We start from the raw sequence: 19,018 nt of genomic DNA, 5'->3' as shown, positions 1-19,018 counted from the left end.
TCTGGATTCAATGTTCGTCGCCAGCGATGGCCGTGAGAATCCGGTATGCCGTGCTCACCCGTTCATCGATGGGGAAGCTCCTGTTTGCGAGGATCACGATTCCCAGTTGCTTCTCCGGGATGAATGCCACATACGCACCGAAACCGTTGGTCGAACCCGTCTTGTTGATCCACACGTCTTCGCGTGGTGCTTGCGGCGGTTTGAATTCGGTAACGGGTGTCACGTTGAAAATCATCGCCGGCGAGTTACCTTCCTGCAAGGTCTTCAGCGCAACCGGATACGCATACTGTTCCCATATCAGGTCTTGCGTCATCACCCCGGCCTTGAAGTAGCCGGTGTGTGTTTGCGTAATCGCGCGCTGCAGTTTCTCGTCCAGCTTCAACTGGTTCATATTGGCTTGCAGGAAACGTGTCATGTCGGCGGCCGAGGTCTTGATGCCATACGCCTCGGTAGACAGCACGCCAGGCGCGACGCGAATCGGCGTGCCGTCTTCTTTATAGCCTTGCGCATAATCGGCCATATGGGCTTGCGGGACGTCGAAGTAGCTGTTCGTCATGCCTAGCGCCGCAAACAGGCGCTGCTCGACCAGAGCGGCGAAACCCTGCTTCATGCTCGTTGCTGTGAGCACGCCGAGCATGCCGATGCTGATATTGGAGTAGGTCCGCTCTGTGCCGGGCGCGTAGGCGGGTTGCCAGGCTTTCAGATACTGCATCAGTTGATCGTTGTTGCTGACGTTATCCGGCACCTGTAACGGCAGGCCACCCGGCGTATGCGTGCCTAGATCGAGGACACGCGCATCGGCGAACCGGCTGCCGCTCAGCAATGGCAGATACTTGCCGACTTTATCCGTCAAGGCGAGCTCGCCATCGACCTGCGCAAGCGAGGTCAGCGCGGCAGTGAATGTCTTGCTGATCGATCCGAGTTCGAACAGGGTGTTCTGTGTGACCGGCTTCCTTGTGTCTAACGAAGCGACGCCATAGCTGTACACGTAGTGCTGTTGCCCGTCGATGATCCCTATCGCCATGCCTGCAATGTTGTTCTTCGCCATGACCGGTCGTACGGCTTCGTCAACCGCCTGTCTGATCTGGTCTTGCTGGTTGCCGGCGGCGTGACTGATGGAGGTAGTCGCGCACAACGTCACGGCAATCGTTACCATGAGGCGGATGACTGTGAGCTTCATTGGCGGGGCTTCCTTTAATCTCTGCGGGTTGGTCGACGGGACTCGGCTGCCCGAGAATATCGGTCCTTTCGGTAGCAAGGACAATCGACGATTATTTGCAGGAGGGTAAAGAAAATATTGTGGTTTGCTACGATGCGCGTTTATCTACCGAGCAGTCTCTGTGACGCGTGAACAGGCATGGATGCGGAACCAGCGAGCGTCACTCAATACGTAGTGAGAACCAGCCTCAAGTTGCCATCGATCCTGGTCTCCGACCTGACCTTCGTCGCTTCGCCGCTGATCTGCGGATCGATTTCGAGCTGGACGCTGAAATGGGTCGTGGGTGCGAGCGATCCGGACGCGTTAACTGGCCCAAAGTTGTCACCCGGCCGGATGGCGACCGATTCTGCCGAAGCGCGTGGCGTTGCTCCGTCCAGCATGGCGAGGCGCGTCTGCTGACCGTCCACGACACCGTTAAACGCCTTGAGTGCGATGCCACCCGATTCTCCGAACCGTGCGCGCCCATCGGCGGAAGTCGGTGCGGTGACGGTGAGGCCAATCGCGACTGGATCGCGACAGTTGACCATTAGCGTAACGAAGCGGGTGCCGAGCCGGACGGTCGCCGGGTTCGTTTCCCTGCCGGTAAGTGCTGCACGTGTCACCTGGCCGTAGTCGATTTCGTTCTGGCTGACGCTCGTAGTGCAGACCGGACTATCTGCGGCATAGGCCGAGGCGCTGAATGCCGCGATCAGTGCGAGACATGCCGCGCGGTACGGCCGACATACAGAGAGTATTGCTGTCATGCTTCACTCCAGATTGAACACTGAGAGATAAATCCGGACCCAGGCTACAGCGCTACGCATGTAGCCGGTGCCGTTTCGTAGTAGCGAGTCAGATCCGGTTTCTCGGGCAGATCGAATTCCAGCCGACACTTGTCGCCCTCCGGAAGATGGACTTGCAGCCCGGATTTCGAGTTGCCGTTTGCCAGGAAGACGACGCCGTTGTCTGCTGCTGCGGTAAGAAAATTATCGTCGGCATCGAGCACAATGGACCCCTTAGGCAATGGAGCTCCGCTCGATAGCTGAGCGGTGAGCAACGCGCGCCGCACCTTGACGACACCAAAGTCGACCTGGCTCACGGCGCCACGGCCGCTATTCAGCATCGTGAAGCCGTTGCGAATGTCGACGTTGCGCGGCAATGTCTTCGTTGCCACTTCGATGCGCGCAGTCTGATAAGCCGGCAACGTCGACACAACGGCGTTGCCCCACCAATCCGTCCATACCGGACCGTAGGGTGTCTGCACCTTTACGCCACCGATACCGTCGAGAGACACGATGCCAAACGTGTCCTGTATCGGGTAAGGCGAAAAAGTAAGGCCCGCTTGATGGAACGCGATGCCGCCGCGCAGACTGCCCGTGTACGAGGTACCCGCGCCATATCGGCCGGCACTCAGGTCAACCTGCGTGTAACGCGGCAGCAGATTCAGACTGCCGTTGAACGTCATTTCATGACTACGCTGATCGCGTTCGGCCGACATCGAGTAGTTCGCGTAGTCGTTGATCTTGTCGCTGCCCGACACGCCATACCTCATTCGATTGTTATTGCGGCTCGCATAGGTGTTGACGCTGCGACTGCCGAACGGGATCGTCGCGTTGACGTAAATCTGATTCCCGGTCGAATACGAACTGCCTACGTCCTGATCTACGTTGAGTGAAACGCTCGCGTGTTTGAAGGTCTTGCCCCATGAACCTGTCAGGCGACGATTGACACTGCCTGCATACATGTTCGACTGTGCATAACCGACTGAGAACCCACCCACCGACCTCGCCGAGAACGTCCCACTGAGCGTGTACTGGTCGCGATAGTTCGACGGACCGAGACTCTGCGCGTCGAATAGCGATTCGTTCAGGTCGCGAAAATTTTTCGTTTGATGCGAGGCCGTGGCCGCGAAGCTGATGGCTTCGCTGATACGGACTGTGGTCGACAGATCGACTTTGGCGCCGCGCGCGTGATTGCGCAGATCATTGGCGACGACGCCGCGGCCGCTGACTGTGGTGTTTGCAAGCGGGACGGAATCGGCACCGACACCGATCGTCTGGTACTGGTTGGCGACGAGTGCGCCAGCGCTCAGGTTGAGATTTTTCCCTATCGCCCAACCACCCGTGCCCGTCACGAGCCATGGCGTCGGCCCGTTGTCGCCGGAGCGGCGGTACATGCGCCCCATCCCAAAGGTATAGCCTTGCGGTGCACCTAGCGTCGCCGCGTTAAGCGACGCCGCTGCTACACGAAAGTGCCGTTGAGAACCGTTCGTTTCGATGACGGTGACATCGAGATCATTCGTGGTGTTCAAAAGCGGGAGGTTGCTCAACGAAAACGGCCCCTGTGGGACGATCGTTACATAGATGAGTGCACCGGCCTGTCGAACTTCGACTCGCGCCTGGGTCTGCGCAATACCCGTGACTACCGCACCGTTGCTCACACTTTCGGCAAGTGCCAGCTCCGGCAGAACCTGCACCCCATAGACACTCGCGCCGGAAAACAGCGAACTGCCGATGTTGACCTGGCCGACCTGGAGTATCGACTTGTAGTCGGCAAACGTCCGTTGGCCATAGGCATACAGGTGCGTGAATTGAGTCTGGTTGCTGCTCATCGACAACAACTGTCGACTGCGTACGATCCAGTCGTCGATATTGAAGCCCGCTTCCGAGGTGAATTGCCCGTAGTGTTCGACGTTGCCCGCGTACTTCGTCTGCGTGGCGAAGACATCGTAATTGAGCATGCCCGCCGTGCCACCCTGTGTGAAGCCTGACGATTGTGTCCGGACGACTGGCGCAAGGGCATCGGTGGGGGTCACGATGTGAATGGCGGCGTCGCCTGGGCGTAGCTCGATCGTCGTGGAGGGATAGGCCTCGCGGTAGTCATAGCAGCCAGGCGGATTGTCAGCGGACAACGCTGATGGAATCTTCAAACCGCCCTGCTTAAGCAGAACGCGATCGAAACACAGTTGTCCGTTCTCGTCGAACTGAACGGGCGCCAACCCTTTTTTATCGCCGTTCACGCTGAGCGCGATCGTCGCTTTCCCAGCGGGAAATCGTGCGGCTTGATTGAAATACAACGCGACGCTCGGATCCAGTCCACGCGCTTTCAGGATGTCACTGTCGAACGATGCGCCCGGCGCGCCTTCGTTCGCTACCGCATACTTCGCGATCACGCTGGCGATCGCGGCGGCAATGGAACGGCGCTTGAGAGGTCCGTACGGACTCCGGTTACGCGCCTGAAAGTCGCGTGTCATGGCGCTTACTGTGCGGGCTGAACGCTGGTTGCTAACTTCGCGTCGTATGTATCGACTTGATAGCCATACACAGTGGCGGGTGAAATACGGACTTGCTCATAACGGTCGGCACTACCGGCGTTCTCGAGCGAAACGGAATGAGATGCACCGGGTAGCACGTACGTGGCAGGCAGCGTCGCATGCGCAGCGCCCGGAAGCAATTGCACGGCTTGCGACAGACGAACCACGTAGGGGCTCGGGTTCTTCACCGTTAGCGTGTCGCCGGTAATGGACCATTGCAGTTGAGTCCACGGCTCGCGCTCGACTGGCACGCCGGCCGGCTGGATGACAACGGGCAGGTTTTGACGAACCGAGAGCTGGACCTTGCTCTTCGTCTTATCGGTCTGCGGGATGCCTTCGAAGATGACGCGCTTGAGGCGCGCGACCTTGAGCGGCTCCGTCGTATTCAGAACAAAGCGGACAAGTTGCGTTTGGCCCGGTTCGATCCGCGCGACGGGCGGGGTCACCACTAGTAATGCCGCGTTGTCTTCGGGAATATCTTCCAGCGTGGTGTAGAGCAGGGTTGGCGTGCTGTCGGTGTTCTTGATCACCATGGTGCCTTCGCCATCGGCTTCGTTTACGATGACCACCGAGGTTTCGGGTGCCACACCGGTCGCGTGGACAGCTGGAGTAATCATGGTCGCCAGTACGAGGCCGGCAATAAGACAGGATTGCGGGATGCGCATGGCGATCTCCGGGAGTTAGACGTAAAGGATGAAAGAGGCGAAGGGCTTGCATTCGCGCTCTTGCCCGCTGCTGGGGGCGGGCAAGAGCAATACATCTGTTCTATTTACTGTTTCGGTATCCGGATGCAGTGATGCGCAGGAGCACTCTTCACACCGTTGGAAGCACCGAAGCTGGCCGCCTGATTGAATGCCGTGCGAGTATCGGCATCAGGCGGATTAGCCGAAAAGAGCAGGAGGGCTACAGATAGACAATCGTGAGCGTGCCCTTGCCGTCAAGTGTGATCGTGTCTTTCACGTTGCCGATATCACCGGACTTGTTGAGGACGGCCTGCACGCCGACTTTGCCCGCAAACAGTTTGCCGGCGACGGGTGTCAACTGACCTGTCGGTGCCCACGAAACGGTACGTATGGAAGCATTGTTAATCATGGCACCGGTGATGCCGGCTACCCACGCACCACCACCGTTCACAAATAGACTCGGGGCGGCGTTGCCATCCACGGTCATACCCGGATTCACGATGCGGACGCCGTACCCACCAATTTTCTTATCGACATTTAACCCTAACCCTGCGAGAGCATGGTTGGCGCCATCGAAGATTCTGGCATCTGTCGAGTTAGAGGTCCGCAGGACTCGCGAATCCAGATTGGAATCCGTAAATTGCAGACCAATCCTGGTAGCGGCATTACAACTGATCGAGAAATCGATCTGCTTCTCGGGCAACACTTTGTAGGTGGTAGCACTCAGTTCGCCCACGAAGATATTGCCGTAATCGAAAACACCTCCATTCGACAGTGTGATGTCGCAGGCGGCCGGCTTGACCGTGGCGGTCACCGCGATGTTGGCGTCCTGTGCGGCATGAACACCCATGCAGGTCGTAACAAGTGTGATTACAACGGCAAGTCTGGAAATATTCTGCTTCATTTGCCCTTCCTCGAAATGAAGAAAGTTACTGACTAGGTACCTGCTCTATCTGCTGTTCCGGTGCCCAATGCCGCAATGTGCGCACGGGGATTCAGCACACCATCGACGGCGCCGAAGCGACCCACCCGGCTAAGCTCCGGGCGGGCATCGGCATAGATCAGACTGACCGAAATGACAAAGAGGATTACAGATACGTGATCGTGAGCGTGCCCTTGCCGTCGAGATTGAACGAATCTGTCGTCGGACCGATGTCACCGGACTTGTTGAGTACCGCCTGCACGCCGATCTTGCCGGCAAACAGCTTGCCTGCGATAGGCGCCACCTGACCTGCCGGCGCCCATGACACAGCCCGCGTACCTGCAGCCGCAATGAGGGTGCCCGCCGGTGACTTGGCCCATGCGCCCGCGCCGTTGTCGCGGCTGACCACGTCGACGGCAGTCTTGTCTACCGTCATGCTGGTGTCGGGGACAACGCGAACGCCATATGCACCAATGTTCTTGCCGGTATTCGTTCCCAGGCCGGCGACCGCGGTGCTCGCGGTGTTGAAGAGGTTAGTGCCACTTGGTGCGGTCGTAAAAACGCGCGAACCCTGCGCCGCATCGCTGAACTGCATGCTGACTTTCATCGGCGCCGTGCAGGCGATCGAGAAATCGATCTGTTTCTCGGGCAGCACTTTGTAGCTATCAGCGCTCAGGTCGGTTGCGACGATATCGCCGTAACTGACAACTCCCCCGTTCGTCAGGGTCAGGTCGCAGGAGCCCGGCAGGATTCTGCCGGTCACCTTGAGGTCCGCGGTCTCTGCGGCGTGGGCACCCATACAGGCCACGGCGATGGTGGTCGTTACGGCAAGTCGGGAGAAAATTTGCTTCATGGATCAGTCCTTGAGAATTGACAGTTGATTTGAATTGCTTGACCACGCATTCGAGCAATTTGCTTCATACCGACCGACCGGGGATCGGGTTATAGCGTGTGGGATTATCCCGATGGCGTTTCGTAAAGCGAATCGGAGTAGTCTGATTTGCACGGTCTGGGGATGACAGGTGGCCAAAAATTCGGCTACCGGCGTTGACCAGACCTACTGAAAAGTCAGAGGGTCCTATAGATAGACAAGCGTGAGCGTGGCCTTGCCGTCAAGTGTGATTTCGTTTGTTAGCGGGCCAATGTCACCCGACTTGTTAACGACTGCCTGCACGCTGAGTTCTCCGGCAAAAACCTTACCGGCTATAGGTGTCGACTGACCCCGACTGGTCCACGCTATATCAGTTGGAACGTCACCTACTATGTTTACAGTTCCCGCCCCTCTCTCCCATGTCGCTCGCCCGCTAGGGCGTCCGAGATGTTCCACTACGACGCCGTCCACCGTCACATCGCGCAATATTGCCGCATATGCACCAATTTTCTTGTCACCATTCAACCCCAGACCCGCAAGGCGAAAATTATTATCTGATCTAAGTAGCTTTACTCCTCCTTCCGATGAAAAAGAAAATATCCGAGAATCTCGTTTTGAATCCGAAAATTGCATCGCGATTTTGGCAGGTGCGTCGCAGTTGATGCTTAATTTAATGTTCCTCTCTTCCAGAACCGTGTAATTGGCGGCATTTAGGTCGCTGGCGATGATGTTGCCGTAGTCGACAACACCCCCATTCGACAGGGTAATGTCGCAGGAGGCGGGCTTGACCCTGCCGTCCACTGTGAGGTTAGCCGTCTCTGCTGCGTGGACGCCCATACAGCCTGCAGCGAGTACAGTCGCGATAGCAAGTCTGGGAAAAATCTGCTTCATGGATAAGTCCTTGAAAATTTAACTAAATTGCTCGACCAGGCCTTCAGGCAATTTGCTTCATACCGACCGACCGGGGATCGGGTTACGGCGGTGGGATTATCCCGATGGCGCCTCGTAAAGCGAATCGGAGTAGTCTGATTTACACGGTCTGGGGATGGAGAGGGGACGCGGAATTCGGACCGACAGGACGTTGGCAAAGCTGACGCAACCGCTCGACATTCGCTCGAACGAGACTGCAGTTTCGAAACCACCATTGCCGGAGCATCGGTTCGGCGAACCAGATCTGTACACTGGATGGCGTTTCCGCTTATGAACTCAATCCGGCTGCCCGATCCAGCAGTGCAACCTCACCGTCAAAGCATCTGCGGATCGAAACCGTACCCACGTTCATTTACCCCACCGCCTCATGACTCACTCAATCGCCACCCCCTGCACACGGGAAATCGAAATCCGCAAGAGCCGCTTTATCGCTCACGCGATTCCCGTCGCCGATCGCGACGCTGCGATGGGCGAGCTGCGGCGTCTGCGCGACGAGCATCCGGCCGCGACGCACGTGTGCTGGGCGTTGCTCGCAGGCGGTCAGTCCGGCATGTCCGACGATGGCGAACCATCCGGCACAGCCGGTCGTCCGATTCTGGAAGTGTTGCGCCATCACGATCTCGACGGCGTACTGGGCGCGGTGATCCGCTACTACGGCGGCGTCAAGCTCGGCGCAGGCGGGCTCGTGCGCGCGTACACCGATGCGATCGCGAGCGCGCTGCAGGACGCAGTGCTGATCGAACGTATCGCTCAGGTTCAGTTGCAGGTGGAAGTTAGCTACGCCGACGAAGCGCGCGTGCGCCGCTGGATCGAACAGGACCAGTACGTGCTACTGCAAGGCACGCATGCGATGAACGTGTGTCTCACGGTCCAGCTACCCGCTACTCAGCTGGAGCGTGCCCGCGACACGCTGCGCGACCTTACGCAAGGCCGCGCGGTGTTTCCTGATTGAGCGTGCGTGCTACGCAGCCTTCGTATCCGTCACAGCAGGATTCGGTTCGCGTCTTAGCGTCACACTGCGCCGCCCATCGACACTCACCGGCACATCGCCGGCAATCGTCACGCGCCGCACCACACGATGCGCATCGCCATAGTCGTTGACGGCATAGTGCTGGGTCGCGCGGTTGTCCCAGATCGCGACGTCGCCGGTCCGCCAGCGCCAGCGCACGACGTTCTCCGGACGCGTCACATAGCCTTGCAGCAGATCGAACAGATGGGCCGACGCACTCGGCGTCACGCCGACGAAGTGCTTGATGAAGTGCCCGAGTATCAGCGTCTTCTCGCCGGTTTCCGGATGCACACGCACCGCCGGATGCTCGGTTTCGTAACGTGTCGACACGAACTGCTCGCGATAACGCTTCGCCGCTTCGACGTCGCGCCCGCGGCTACCGACGCTCGTATGGTTCGCGTAGTCGTATTCGTTGCTGTGCACGGCCCACAACTGGTCGGCCAGCGCCTGCAACGGCGGTGGCAGGTCGAGATAAGCGGTCGCGGTGTTCGCCCACACCGTGTCGCCGCCCACCTCGGGAATCGTCACACCGCGCAGGATCGACGCCTGCGGATAGGCATCGACAAAGGTCACGTCGGTATGCCACGAGTTCGCACGACCACCGCGGTGCGAATCGAGTTCGAGCAGATAGTCGGTACCGTCGATCACCGGCACGGTCGGATGCGACACCGGGTCGCCGAGCCGTTTGGCGAAGGCTTCCTGTTCGGTGTCCGTCAAGTGTGTCTGGTCGCGAAAGAAGATCACCTTGTGACGCAGCAGCGCCGCGCGTACCGCGTCGAGCACGGCAGGTTCGAGCGTGCTCGATAAGCGCACGCCGCGAATTTCGGCGCCGATGCGGCCGGTCACAGGTTGGATGTCGAGTGCGTTCGATGTTGCGAGGCTTAACGTCGTCATGGTGGCTCTCCGGGGTGGGATGGACAGACAGCACGACGCCGTGCGATGTGGGGAAAAGTGGCGTAGCTGTCGATCGAACGATCTAATCAGCGTTCGCCGCCTCCGTAAAAGACTTGTTTTTTCTGTGCTTATGACGCGAGCGAAGTAATGCATTTCAACATACCGCGCCAACGTCGAATACGGTGCGATTGCAGCACGCTACGACAAGATCGCAACGAAAAGGCCGTGCGGAACGAACTGACTCCGCTCGGCCTTTTCGATCAACGTTTCATGCGTCAATGCGCAGTGGCCAGTTCCTGCGCACGCGGCGCTTGCTCCGACTCCGCTACCGCATCTTCAAGTATCATCGCCGCGCCCTTCTCCGCGACCATCATCGTCGGCGCGTTGATGTTGCCCGACGTGATGTTCGGAAACACCGACGCATCGACCACGCGCAGCCCCGTCACACCATGCACGCGCAGCCGCGAATCGACAACCGATGTATCGGGATCGGAGCCCATCGCACACGAACCGCACAGGTGATAGATCGACCCCGACTGCTCGCGGAAATACTGCAGCAGCGCTGCATCGTCGTCGACCTGCGGCCCCGGTGAAATCTCTTCGACCGTGATGCCCTGCAACGCAGGCGTCGCCATGATCCGCCGCACCAGACGGCAACCCTGAATCACTTCGTCGATATCCTTCTGCGTCGAAAGCGCATTGATGCGGATCTTCGCTGCATCCTCGACACGATTCGACGCAATCTCGATCGAACCACGGCTCGTCGGCCGACATGGATTGAACGCCAGCAGGAACCCCGAATACGGCTCCGGTTCGAGGCTGGCCGTGCTGCTTTTCGGAATCCGGTACGACAGCGGATTGAAGTACAGCTGCAAGTTCGGTTGCGCGTCGCGCTCGCTACCGCGAAAGAACCCACCCGACTGGTTCACGCTCATCGCGAGCGGCCCTTTGCGTGTCAACAGATATTGCAGCCCGAGCTTCAGCTTGCCGAGCAACGGGCGCATCTCGTCGTTTAGCGTCTTCACGTTCGCGCGGTAGTAGAAGCTCACACACAGATGGTCCTGCAGATTCTGCCCAACCGCCGGCAACTCGTGCACGAGCGGGACACCGTGACGCGCGAGCAGCGCGCGATCGCCGATGCCGGACAGTTGCAGCAGCTTCGGCGTATCGACCGCACCGGCGGCGAGAATCACCTCGCGGCGCGCGTTGAATCGGCGCGTGCTGCCGTTCTGTTGCACGACGACGCCCGTTGCACGACGTGCATCGTCGAACGGCACCTGGCTTGCCAGTACTTCACGCTCGACGGTGAGGTTCGGGCGGCTCAACGCCGGATGCAGATACTCGAAACTGCTCGACGAACGCTGCCCGTTGCGCGTATTCACGTCGTAAATGCCGGCACCTTCGAAGCGTGCGCCGTTGAAATCGTCGGTACGTGCGTAGCCTGCCTGCTCGCAGCCCTTGAGAAACACGTGGCAGATCGGATGCACGGCGTCCTTCATCGGCGAGATGCGGATCGGGCCGTCTGCGCCGTGAAGCACGGTGTTGCCAAGCGGATGCGATTCGAGCTTGCGGAAATACGGCAGCACGTCGGTAAATGACCACCCTGGGTTGCCCGCCGCCGACCAGTCGTCGAAGTCGTGCGGCTGGCCGCGCACGAAGATCATCGCGTTGATCGAGCCGGAACCGCCCTGCACCTTGCCGCGCGGACAGTAGATCGGACGGTTGTCGAGCGCCGGTTCGGGCTCGCTGTAGTACATCCAGTTGTAGGTCGCGTTGTAGTAGGTCTTCGTGAAGCCAACCGGCACACGAAACCAGAACGAACTGTCCTTGCCGCCCGCTTCGAGCAGCAGCACCGAATGCTCGCCCGATGCCGACAGACGCTCGGCCAGAATGCAACCCGCCGAACCCGCGCCGACGATGATGTAGTCGTAGTCCATCGTATGTCCTTAGCCTTTGGCGGGCGCGAGATCCTTCACATCGGCGGGCTTCGCGGCCATCTGCAGATGCAGACGCTCGCCCGTGTAAGGCGTGTGCTGCCGCACCACGTCCATATTCAACTCGACACCGAGCCCCGGCTCGTTCGACGGAATGATGTAGCCGTCTTCCCAGCGAATCGGTGTCTTCAGAATGTCCGAGTGAAAACCGCCCCACGTACCGATGCTTTCCTGAATCAGGAAATTCGGCGTGCAGGTTGCGAGCTGGATACTCGCCGCCGCGCCGACCGGGCCGTTGTACAGGTGCGGTGCGACCTGTGCGTAGTACACCTCGGCGAGCGCCGCGACCTTCTTCGCTTCGAGCAAGCCACCCACACGTGCCACGTTGAGCTGAATGATCGAGGCTGCCCCTGCTTCGAGCAGCTTGTGGAATTCGTACTTGGTCGTGAGCCGTTCGCCGGCCGAAATTGGAATGCTCGTGTGTTGCGCAACTTGCGCCATCGCAGCTTCCTGGCCCGGCGGCACCGGTTCCTCGAACCACAGCGGGTCGTATTTTTCAAGCCGCTTCGCGAGCCGGATCGCCGACGAAGGCGCCATCTGCCCATGCGTGCCGAACAGCAGGTCCGCCTTGCTGCCCACGGCCTCGCGGATCTTGCCGCAAAAGAGTTCGCACCGATCGAGCACTTCGAGCGACAACTGATGCCCCGAGTAAGCCGTGTATGGACCCGCCGGATCGAACTTCACCGCGGTGAAACCGCGACGGACGTTTTCCGCTGCGCACTCGGCGGCGAGATCGGGATCGTCGTAGTCGTATTCGCCGCGGCTGTTCTTCGGGTACAGGTAGGTGTACGAGCGCAGCCGTTCATTGACCATACCGCCGAGCAACTCATACACGGGCTTGTTCGCAGCCTTGCCGATGATGTCCCAGCACGCCATCTCGAGGCCGCTCACGACACCCATCATCGTCAGATCGGGGCGCTGCGTGAAGCCGCTCGAATACGCCTCGCGCCACAACCGTTCGACGTGATGCGGATCGCGATCGAGCAGATAACGCGCGAATACGTCGTCGATGATGTGCGTCATCGCGCTCGGGTGGAAGGTCGCCGAATAGATTTCGCCGACGCCTTCGATCCCGCAGTCGGTCTTGAGCTTCACGAAGATCCAGTACATGCCGCCCAGATGCGGCGGCGGCACTGCGACGACATGAGTTTCGAGCGAGATCACTTTCATGAGCGAACTTCCTTCCTGTTGAGCATATTGCGTAGTACGAGCCCCGCGCAGCCACCGAGCATCGCGACTGCGGCGACATAGCCGAAGTACATCTGATAGCCGGTCACACCGGGAAACGTTTGAGTCAGATAACCGTTGATAAGCGGCAGGAACACATCGGGCGAATAGCCGATCACCGAGATCAGGCCGATGGCGAGGCCCATCGTTTGCACCGGTACGTTGCAGCGGTCGAGCAGCGACCAGTAGAGACCGCGAATCGCGTAAGTCAGCACGCCGATAAACAGCACTAGGAACACGAGCATCACGTGGCTCTGGATGTGCGGTGCGACGATCAATCCGCACAGCGACAGTCCCGCGAGAAACAGTGCGATGACGAGCACGGTGATCTTCGAATAACGGTCGCCGAGAAAGCCGCCGCCGATGCCGCCGATGGGTCGCATCCACAGCTTGAGCGTCGTGATCGTGCCCGCCATCACCACCGAAAGACCGATGCCGCCTTCATGCAGATACGCGGAAAAACTGTAGGTTGCCCAGAACACCTGATAGCCGCAGAACACGATCGCCGCGACGAGCCACAACTCGGGAATGCGCGCGAGCGTCAGCAGATCGGTGAATACGTTGTTACGCTTCTCTGCGGTTTGCGCGTGCGATGCACGGTTTGCGGCCGAGTTGTCTTTCACCAGCGCCAGCACGACGCCGAGCCCAATGCACAAAAACGCGTACATGTAGACCACCAGCTTGAAACCGTACGCAACCGGTTCGCCTTTCGTCTGCGTCATCCACGCGAACAGCGTGATCGCGATCGTCGCGAGCAACGCTTCGACAAGGCCGCGGCCGCCGTCGAGAAAACCAAAGAAGCGACCCTGTTCGTCGTGTCCCGCAATCGTCGTCACGCGCTTGATCACGGCTGCCCAGAACGTGAGCCCCGTCGTCAGCCCCCAGCCGCTGAAGATCACCATCAACGTGGCAAAACCCGGCGCGCTTGCGTACCAGAGTCCGAGCGCGCCCGTTGCCAGCAGCGAAAAGCAGATCAGCAGACGCGGCGCGATGCGATCGGCAAGCCAGCCGCTCGGCAGATAGCTCAGCAGAAAGATCGTGCCCAGCGACGAGTACAGATAACCGAGTTGACTGTCGGTGATGTGGAACACTTCGAGCATCGTCGGCTGATACACCTGCCGCAGATACAGGATCGGATAGATCGCGCCCGCGGCGATGACCAGCAGCGCGAGCTGCAGGTAGCGTTGGGCTTTCGTATCGCGCGTTTCGTGCGTTTCACGAGCATCGCGAGATGAAGCCGCGTCGCCCGATAACGGCAGCACGGCGGCAGATTTAACGACGGGTCGTACAGACACAGAAGCGCTCCTGAGAGACGCGGGACACGAACGACCATAACTGGCGTCCGTTACGCGGCGTCCCCGATATCGTTGTTATGGTTACGGCGCGCTAATGCGACGCCGCGAAAATTTCAATACTTCATGACCACAAGACGCGTCTGCGTGAATTCGAGCATGCCGTGCTTGCCGTCGTCGCCGCCAAGGCCGGAGCGTTTCCAGCCTGCGTGAAAGCCTTGATACGGATCGGCGGGCGTGCGGTTCACATACAGTTCGCCGGCTTCGATGTCGTTGGCGACTTTCATCGCCGAGCGGTAATGCTCGGTGTAGAGCACCGACGAAAGACCGAACTGGTGATCGTTGGCGAACGCCAGTGCTTCATCGAGCGTGCTGTAGCGGATCACCGGCATGATCGGACCGAAGGTTTCTTCCTGGACGATCTCCATGTCCTGACGGCAGTTCGACAACAGCGTCGGCGGATAGAAGAAGCCCTTGCCGTCGGGCAGCACACCACCCGTCTCGAGCTTCGCACCGGCTGCGACCGCGCGTTCGACCATCGCGTGAATCCCGCGGCGCGATGCGTCGTTGACGAGCGGTCCCATCAACGTCGGGTCTTCGCTGCGGTCGCCGAAGCGCACGTTCTGCATGTGCGCTTTCAGCAGTTCGACGAAACGGTCATGCACGCTCTCGTGCACGTACACGCGCTCGATCGCCGTACAAAGCTGGCCACAGTGGGTAGTCTTCGACGCGACGAGTTCGCGCGCGGCACGCTCGAGGTCTGCATCGGGTTCGATGATTGCCGGTGTCTTGCCGCCGAGTTCCAGCGACGGCTTCGCGATATTCGTCTTGCAGTAGTCGAGTACCTTGCGGCCCGCGACGACGCTGCCCGTCAGCGTGATCATTCCCACTGCCGGATGCGTGCAGACCGCTTCCGCAGTCGCATGGCTCATTGCGAGTATGTTGACGACGCCGGCCGGCAGTTCTGCGCGTGCAACGGCCTTCGCGATTTCGAAAGCGGACGTCGGCGTGTTGTTGCTCGGACGCACGACCACCGTGTTGCCCGCAATTAACGCCGGCGCAATTTTGCGCATCAGCGTGTAGACCGGATAGTTGAACGGGATCAGGGCCGCGACCACACCGATCGGCTCGCGATGCAGCACCAGGTTTTCGTCGGGGGTATCGCTGGGAATCACTTCGCCTTCAATGCGTCGCGCCCATTCAGCGTGATAACGCGTGATCTGGCCGGCGTAGATCGCCTCGTTGGTCGCATCGGCGAGACTCTTGCCGGATTCTGCGGCCAGCGCTGCGCCGATTTCGGGCGCGCATTCGGTCAGTGCATCGGCGAGCTTGTGCAGCCAGACGCCGCGCTCCGCGGACGGCAGCTTGCGCCAGCCTTTCTGTGCGCGTGCTGCGGCGTCGACGGCGGCAACGGCCTCGGCGCGGGACGCACCGGACACCTGCGCGATGGCCGCTTCAGTGGCCGGGTTGTAGACGGTGATGAGTTCGTCGGTAGCCGGATCGATGAACCGGCCATTCACAAAGTTCCGCTCGAGTCGCATGGTTCCTGCCTGTGGGCGTAGCGCGGCGATGCGCATAACCGGCGGCTATGGGAGACATGCAACCGGCGCATGAGCGAAATTGTTCTATGCGGCCGGCGGGCGGGACAAGCGATTAATCTGCGAGGGGAACATGCGAAAAAGGAATGTTAGTCGAGAGGCGTACGTGGCGTGAAGCACCACGTACGCCTCTGTCCTCCCGGCGTTACGGCGCCGGCGTGGCGAGCGGCTGCGTGTAGTCCGCCGCCGGGCCGGACGGCGGCAGCAGCGCGGTACCGCTTGCCCAGTCTGTCGGTGTAGCCGACAGCGTGTAGGTCAACGTGCCGCCGTTTGCAATGTCGGCGAGCGGCAGCCACGAACCCGTCCAGGTCTTGCCGTTCAGTTGCACCGACTTGATATACGGCTTGTTGTTGAGCAGCGCTTCATCGTCGGCTTCGATGCGCAGCTTCTTCGTGCCATCACCGAGCCACACCGTCATGCCCTTGAACTGCGGGGTCGACATTGCGAGTCCTGGCGCGGACGGAATCACCGGGTAGAGCCCGAGCGACGCCCACAGATAAAAGCCCGAAGTTGCACCAAGGTCGTCGTTGCCCGGCAGACCGCCCGGATCGTTATTGAACGTCTGCTTCAGGACGATTGGAATGACGCGTTGCGCCAGTTGCGGCGTGCCGGTCCAGTTGTAGGCCCACGGCGTTTGCAGCGACGGTTCGTTGCCGATATACAGCGTGCTGCCACCTTCCCCGCTGTTCAGCGTCGACCCGCTCGGCAGCGCGCCGCCGTACGGGTTGGTCGCATCGAGCCCGAACAATGCGTTCAGTTGCGCGATCGCTGTCGCATTGCCGCCGAGCTTCGCATTCAAGGCCGTGTAGTCGTGCCGCACCGTCCACAGATAATTCGGCTCGGTCGATTCGTGGAAGCCTCCGTTGTTCGGATCGTTGAACACCCACTGGCCGCTCGAATTCTTCGGCACGAGCGCCGCCGTCACGCCGCCGAAATAGTTCTGGCTCGCCGGAATATTCGCATCGAAGATATTCGCCCAGTTGCCCGCGCGCTTGTGCAGCGCGGTGACATTGCTCGCGTCCTGCGTGTTGCCGAGCGCGGCGAGGAAGTTGCCGATGGACTCGTCGGTGGTCATGAACTCCAGCGTCATCGATCCCGAGTGATTGTTCGGAACGATATCGGTCGCGACGTAGCCGTTCTTCAGATAGAAACTGCCGGCCGCCGGCACCACGCTCGACTTGTCGTTACAGGCGCCCACCGTGTATGTCCCGCCCGGTGTCTTGCCGAACGCCGATTGCAACATGTACTTGCGCGCAGTCGCCGTATCGAACGAACGCGCGCCGAACACATACGCGCCCGCAATTGCGTTCGGCGCATGATCGCCTTCCATCGGCGTGGTGTCGTCGCTGCCGTCCACCCAATGCGGGAACGCGCCACACTGGCTGGCATCGGCGACGAGCGACTGCATCATGTCGCTCACTTCAGATGGGAACAGCAACGCCTGCAACTGCGTCTCCGACCGGTACGTGTCCCACAGCGAGAAGCCGGAGTAATGCGTCTTGTAGGCCGCCGCATTGCCGGGCACCGCGTACTGCGACACGTTTGCCGTTGGCCTGGAGGGTGCCGTGTTGCCCGGTGCCGACAGATTCGCCTGCTGCATGCTGCGGTAATCGCCGTTCACATCGCTATAGACCGTCGGCCCCGTCAACGTGTGATACAGCGCGGTGTAGAACTGCGTCACGTAGTTATTCGCGGTTTGCAGTTGCGCCGAGCTCAGGCCGTCCATCGCGCCGGGCGCGGCGAGATCGAGCTGCACCGTATTGAGCCGATGGTTCCAGATGGCCTGCTGGTTCTGCTGAACGGTGTCGAACGACCAGTTCGGGTTCTCGGTGGTCAGGTTCAACTTTGCGTTGGCTACGCTAACCGACGAAATGCCGACCTTCAACTGAACGACCGTCGGGCTGCCCGCTGCACCCTGCGCGAAGCCGATGTTCGCGACGCCGTTTGCGACCTTCGTTGTCTTCGGGTTGATCGCCGTGTCGAAGAGCATGTAGAAGTACACCGGCTTGTACCAGGTGCCGCCGCAAAACGCCCCGACTACCGTCTGCCCCGATACGACGCCCGTTTGCGCATCGACCGCGATATTGACGAGCTTCGGCGATACGCCGCTCTTCATGCCGTTGCTGATCAACGCGTTGACGACGAGCGATGGGCTCATCGAAGCTGGAAACGTCAGACGTGCCATGCCGGTGCGCGTCGTCGCCGTCAACTCGTTGACGATGCCGTTGCCGGTCTTCACCTTGTAGTAGCCCGGCAGCGCACTTTCGTCGGTGTGCGAGAACGTCAGCGGTCCTCCGCCCGGAATCATCGCCACCGCACCCTGGCCACGACAGCCTGGACCCTGCAGATGCGTGAGGCTAAAGAAGTCGATACTCGAATCCCCGTAGAAATAACCGCCGGAGCCTTCGCCATACGGCGATTGACTGCCCGGTGTGTCCGGCCCGAAGCTCACCATCCCGAACGGGGTTTCCGCTGCGGGGTTGAGGTTGCCGGGATAACCGTAGAGGCCCGTGTCCGGTGTATCGGTGCCGATAAATACGTTGACGAATTTCGTCAGGCCCGCGATGTCGGTGCGCGTGACGGCGGCAGGTGTGTTCGTAGCCGGCGCGGGCTGCGCGCCTGGCGTGCCGGCTGATGGTGTGCCGGCGGATGGCGTCCCCGAACCGCTGCCTGCTCCGCTCGCGACCGGGTTGTTCGTGGGTGTGCCGGGATGCGCGGCGGTCTGGGTCGAACCGATGTCGCCGCCGCAACCGGCGAGCGTGGCCATGCTCGCCATGACTGCGGCGAGTCTTAGTAGATTTTTCATGCGTGTCATCTCCCTTCTTATTGGACGCATCGAGCGATGCGCTAACTACCCCTAACTACCCCGAACTGACAAACGTGAGCGCGCGACAGCGCGCCACGCAGTCAGCGTTGCTGTTCGTCCAGATGGTCTTCCTGAGATGGAAGTGGTCGAACTCTTCGATGCGGTGGATTGCCGCTCTCGTGGCGGCTTTACGACCGAAGGCATTCGAGGCGAATGCCCTGGTCACACCGCTGATGTCTTTGCCCAGTCGGACAGGAAACAGTGCGCGCGTGACGACACAT

At 60.1% G+C, this 19,018-nt stretch carries 14 protein-coding genes; 1 reads left to right on the top strand and 13 read right to left on the bottom strand.

Features of this window, described 5'->3' with window-relative positions:
- Window positions 1–7 precede the first annotated feature (7 nt).
- From ampC to M0D65_RS16500, 7 genes are all read right to left on the bottom strand, one after another.
- A complete protein-coding gene (gene ampC, locus M0D65_RS16530; protein ID WP_266253645.1) occupies window positions 8–1,180 on the bottom strand; it encodes a class C beta-lactamase in 1,173 nt (390 codons plus the stop codon).
- Window positions 1,181–1,383: 203 nt separating this feature from the next.
- Window positions 1,384–1,962, bottom strand: a complete 579-nt coding sequence (locus tag M0D65_RS16525) for a hypothetical protein (RefSeq protein ID WP_266253644.1) — start codon at window positions 1,960–1,962, stop codon at window positions 1,384–1,386.
- 44 nt (window positions 1,963–2,006) lie between these two features.
- Complete coding sequence (locus M0D65_RS16520; RefSeq protein WP_266253643.1) at window positions 2,007–4,451, bottom strand: fimbrial biogenesis usher protein; 2,445 nt, start codon at window positions 4,449–4,451, stop codon at window positions 2,007–2,009.
- A gap of 5 nt (window positions 4,452–4,456) precedes the next feature.
- Entirely contained in the window at window positions 4,457–5,176 is a 720-nt protein-coding gene (locus tag M0D65_RS16515) for a fimbria/pilus chaperone family protein (protein ID WP_266253642.1), read from the bottom strand.
- A gap of 238 nt (window positions 5,177–5,414) precedes the next feature.
- On the bottom strand, window positions 5,415–6,098 hold the full coding sequence (locus M0D65_RS16510) for a DUF1120 domain-containing protein (RefSeq protein ID WP_266253641.1): 684 nt from the start codon (window positions 6,096–6,098) through the stop codon (window positions 5,415–5,417).
- 184 nt (window positions 6,099–6,282) lie between these two features.
- The gene (locus M0D65_RS16505; RefSeq protein ID WP_266253640.1) at window positions 6,283–6,969 is read right to left on the bottom strand and encodes a DUF1120 domain-containing protein; all 687 of its coding nucleotides are present in this window, start codon (window positions 6,967–6,969) and stop codon (window positions 6,283–6,285) included.
- 225 nt (window positions 6,970–7,194) lie between these two features.
- Complete coding sequence (locus tag M0D65_RS16500) at window positions 7,195–7,878, bottom strand: DUF1120 domain-containing protein (protein WP_266253639.1); 684 nt, start codon at window positions 7,876–7,878, stop codon at window positions 7,195–7,197.
- Between the two features lie 406 nt (window positions 7,879–8,284).
- On the opposite strand from M0D65_RS16500, the gene M0D65_RS16495 reads away from it, so the two are divergent.
- Complete coding sequence (locus M0D65_RS16495) at window positions 8,285–8,869, top strand: YigZ family protein (protein ID WP_266253638.1); 585 nt, start codon at window positions 8,285–8,287, stop codon at window positions 8,867–8,869.
- Window positions 8,870–8,878: 9 nt separating this feature from the next.
- Here M0D65_RS16495 and M0D65_RS16490 read toward each other — a convergent pair whose 3' ends face one another.
- From M0D65_RS16490 to M0D65_RS16465, 6 genes are all read right to left on the bottom strand, one after another.
- Window positions 8,879–9,820, bottom strand: coding sequence for a TauD/TfdA family dioxygenase (locus M0D65_RS16490; RefSeq protein ID WP_266253637.1), 942 nt, complete (start codon window positions 9,818–9,820; stop codon window positions 8,879–8,881).
- A gap of 275 nt (window positions 9,821–10,095) precedes the next feature.
- Window positions 10,096–11,757, bottom strand: coding sequence for a GMC family oxidoreductase (locus tag M0D65_RS16485; protein ID WP_266253636.1), 1,662 nt, complete (start codon window positions 11,755–11,757; stop codon window positions 10,096–10,098).
- A gap of 9 nt (window positions 11,758–11,766) precedes the next feature.
- Window positions 11,767–12,984 (bottom strand): mandelate racemase/muconate lactonizing enzyme family protein, encoded by a 1,218-nt coding sequence (locus tag M0D65_RS16480; RefSeq protein WP_266253635.1) that lies wholly within the window; start codon window positions 12,982–12,984, stop codon window positions 11,767–11,769.
- Window positions 12,981–14,303 (bottom strand): nitrate/nitrite transporter, encoded by a 1,323-nt coding sequence (locus M0D65_RS16475; protein ID WP_266253794.1) that lies wholly within the window; start codon window positions 14,301–14,303, stop codon window positions 12,981–12,983. The genes M0D65_RS16480 and M0D65_RS16475 overlap by 4 nt, the downstream gene beginning before the upstream one ends.
- Before the next feature lie 146 nt (window positions 14,304–14,449).
- Window positions 14,450–15,874, bottom strand: coding sequence for an aldehyde dehydrogenase (aldA, locus tag M0D65_RS16470; protein ID WP_266253634.1), 1,425 nt, complete (start codon window positions 15,872–15,874; stop codon window positions 14,450–14,452).
- A 202-nt stretch (window positions 15,875–16,076) separates the two neighbouring features.
- Window positions 16,077–18,737, bottom strand: a complete 2,661-nt coding sequence (locus M0D65_RS16465) for a GH92 family glycosyl hydrolase (protein ID WP_266253633.1) — start codon at window positions 18,735–18,737, stop codon at window positions 16,077–16,079.
- Window positions 18,738–19,018 lie beyond the last annotated feature (281 nt).

Origin of the sequence: Paraburkholderia sp. CHISQ3, from assembly GCF_030464945.1 — a bacterium.
GTDB lineage: Bacteria > Pseudomonadota > Gammaproteobacteria > Burkholderiales > Burkholderiaceae > Paraburkholderia > Paraburkholderia megapolitana.
The sequence above is the reverse complement of the archived record's forward strand: the minus strand, read 5'-3'. Positions and strand labels throughout refer to the sequence as shown.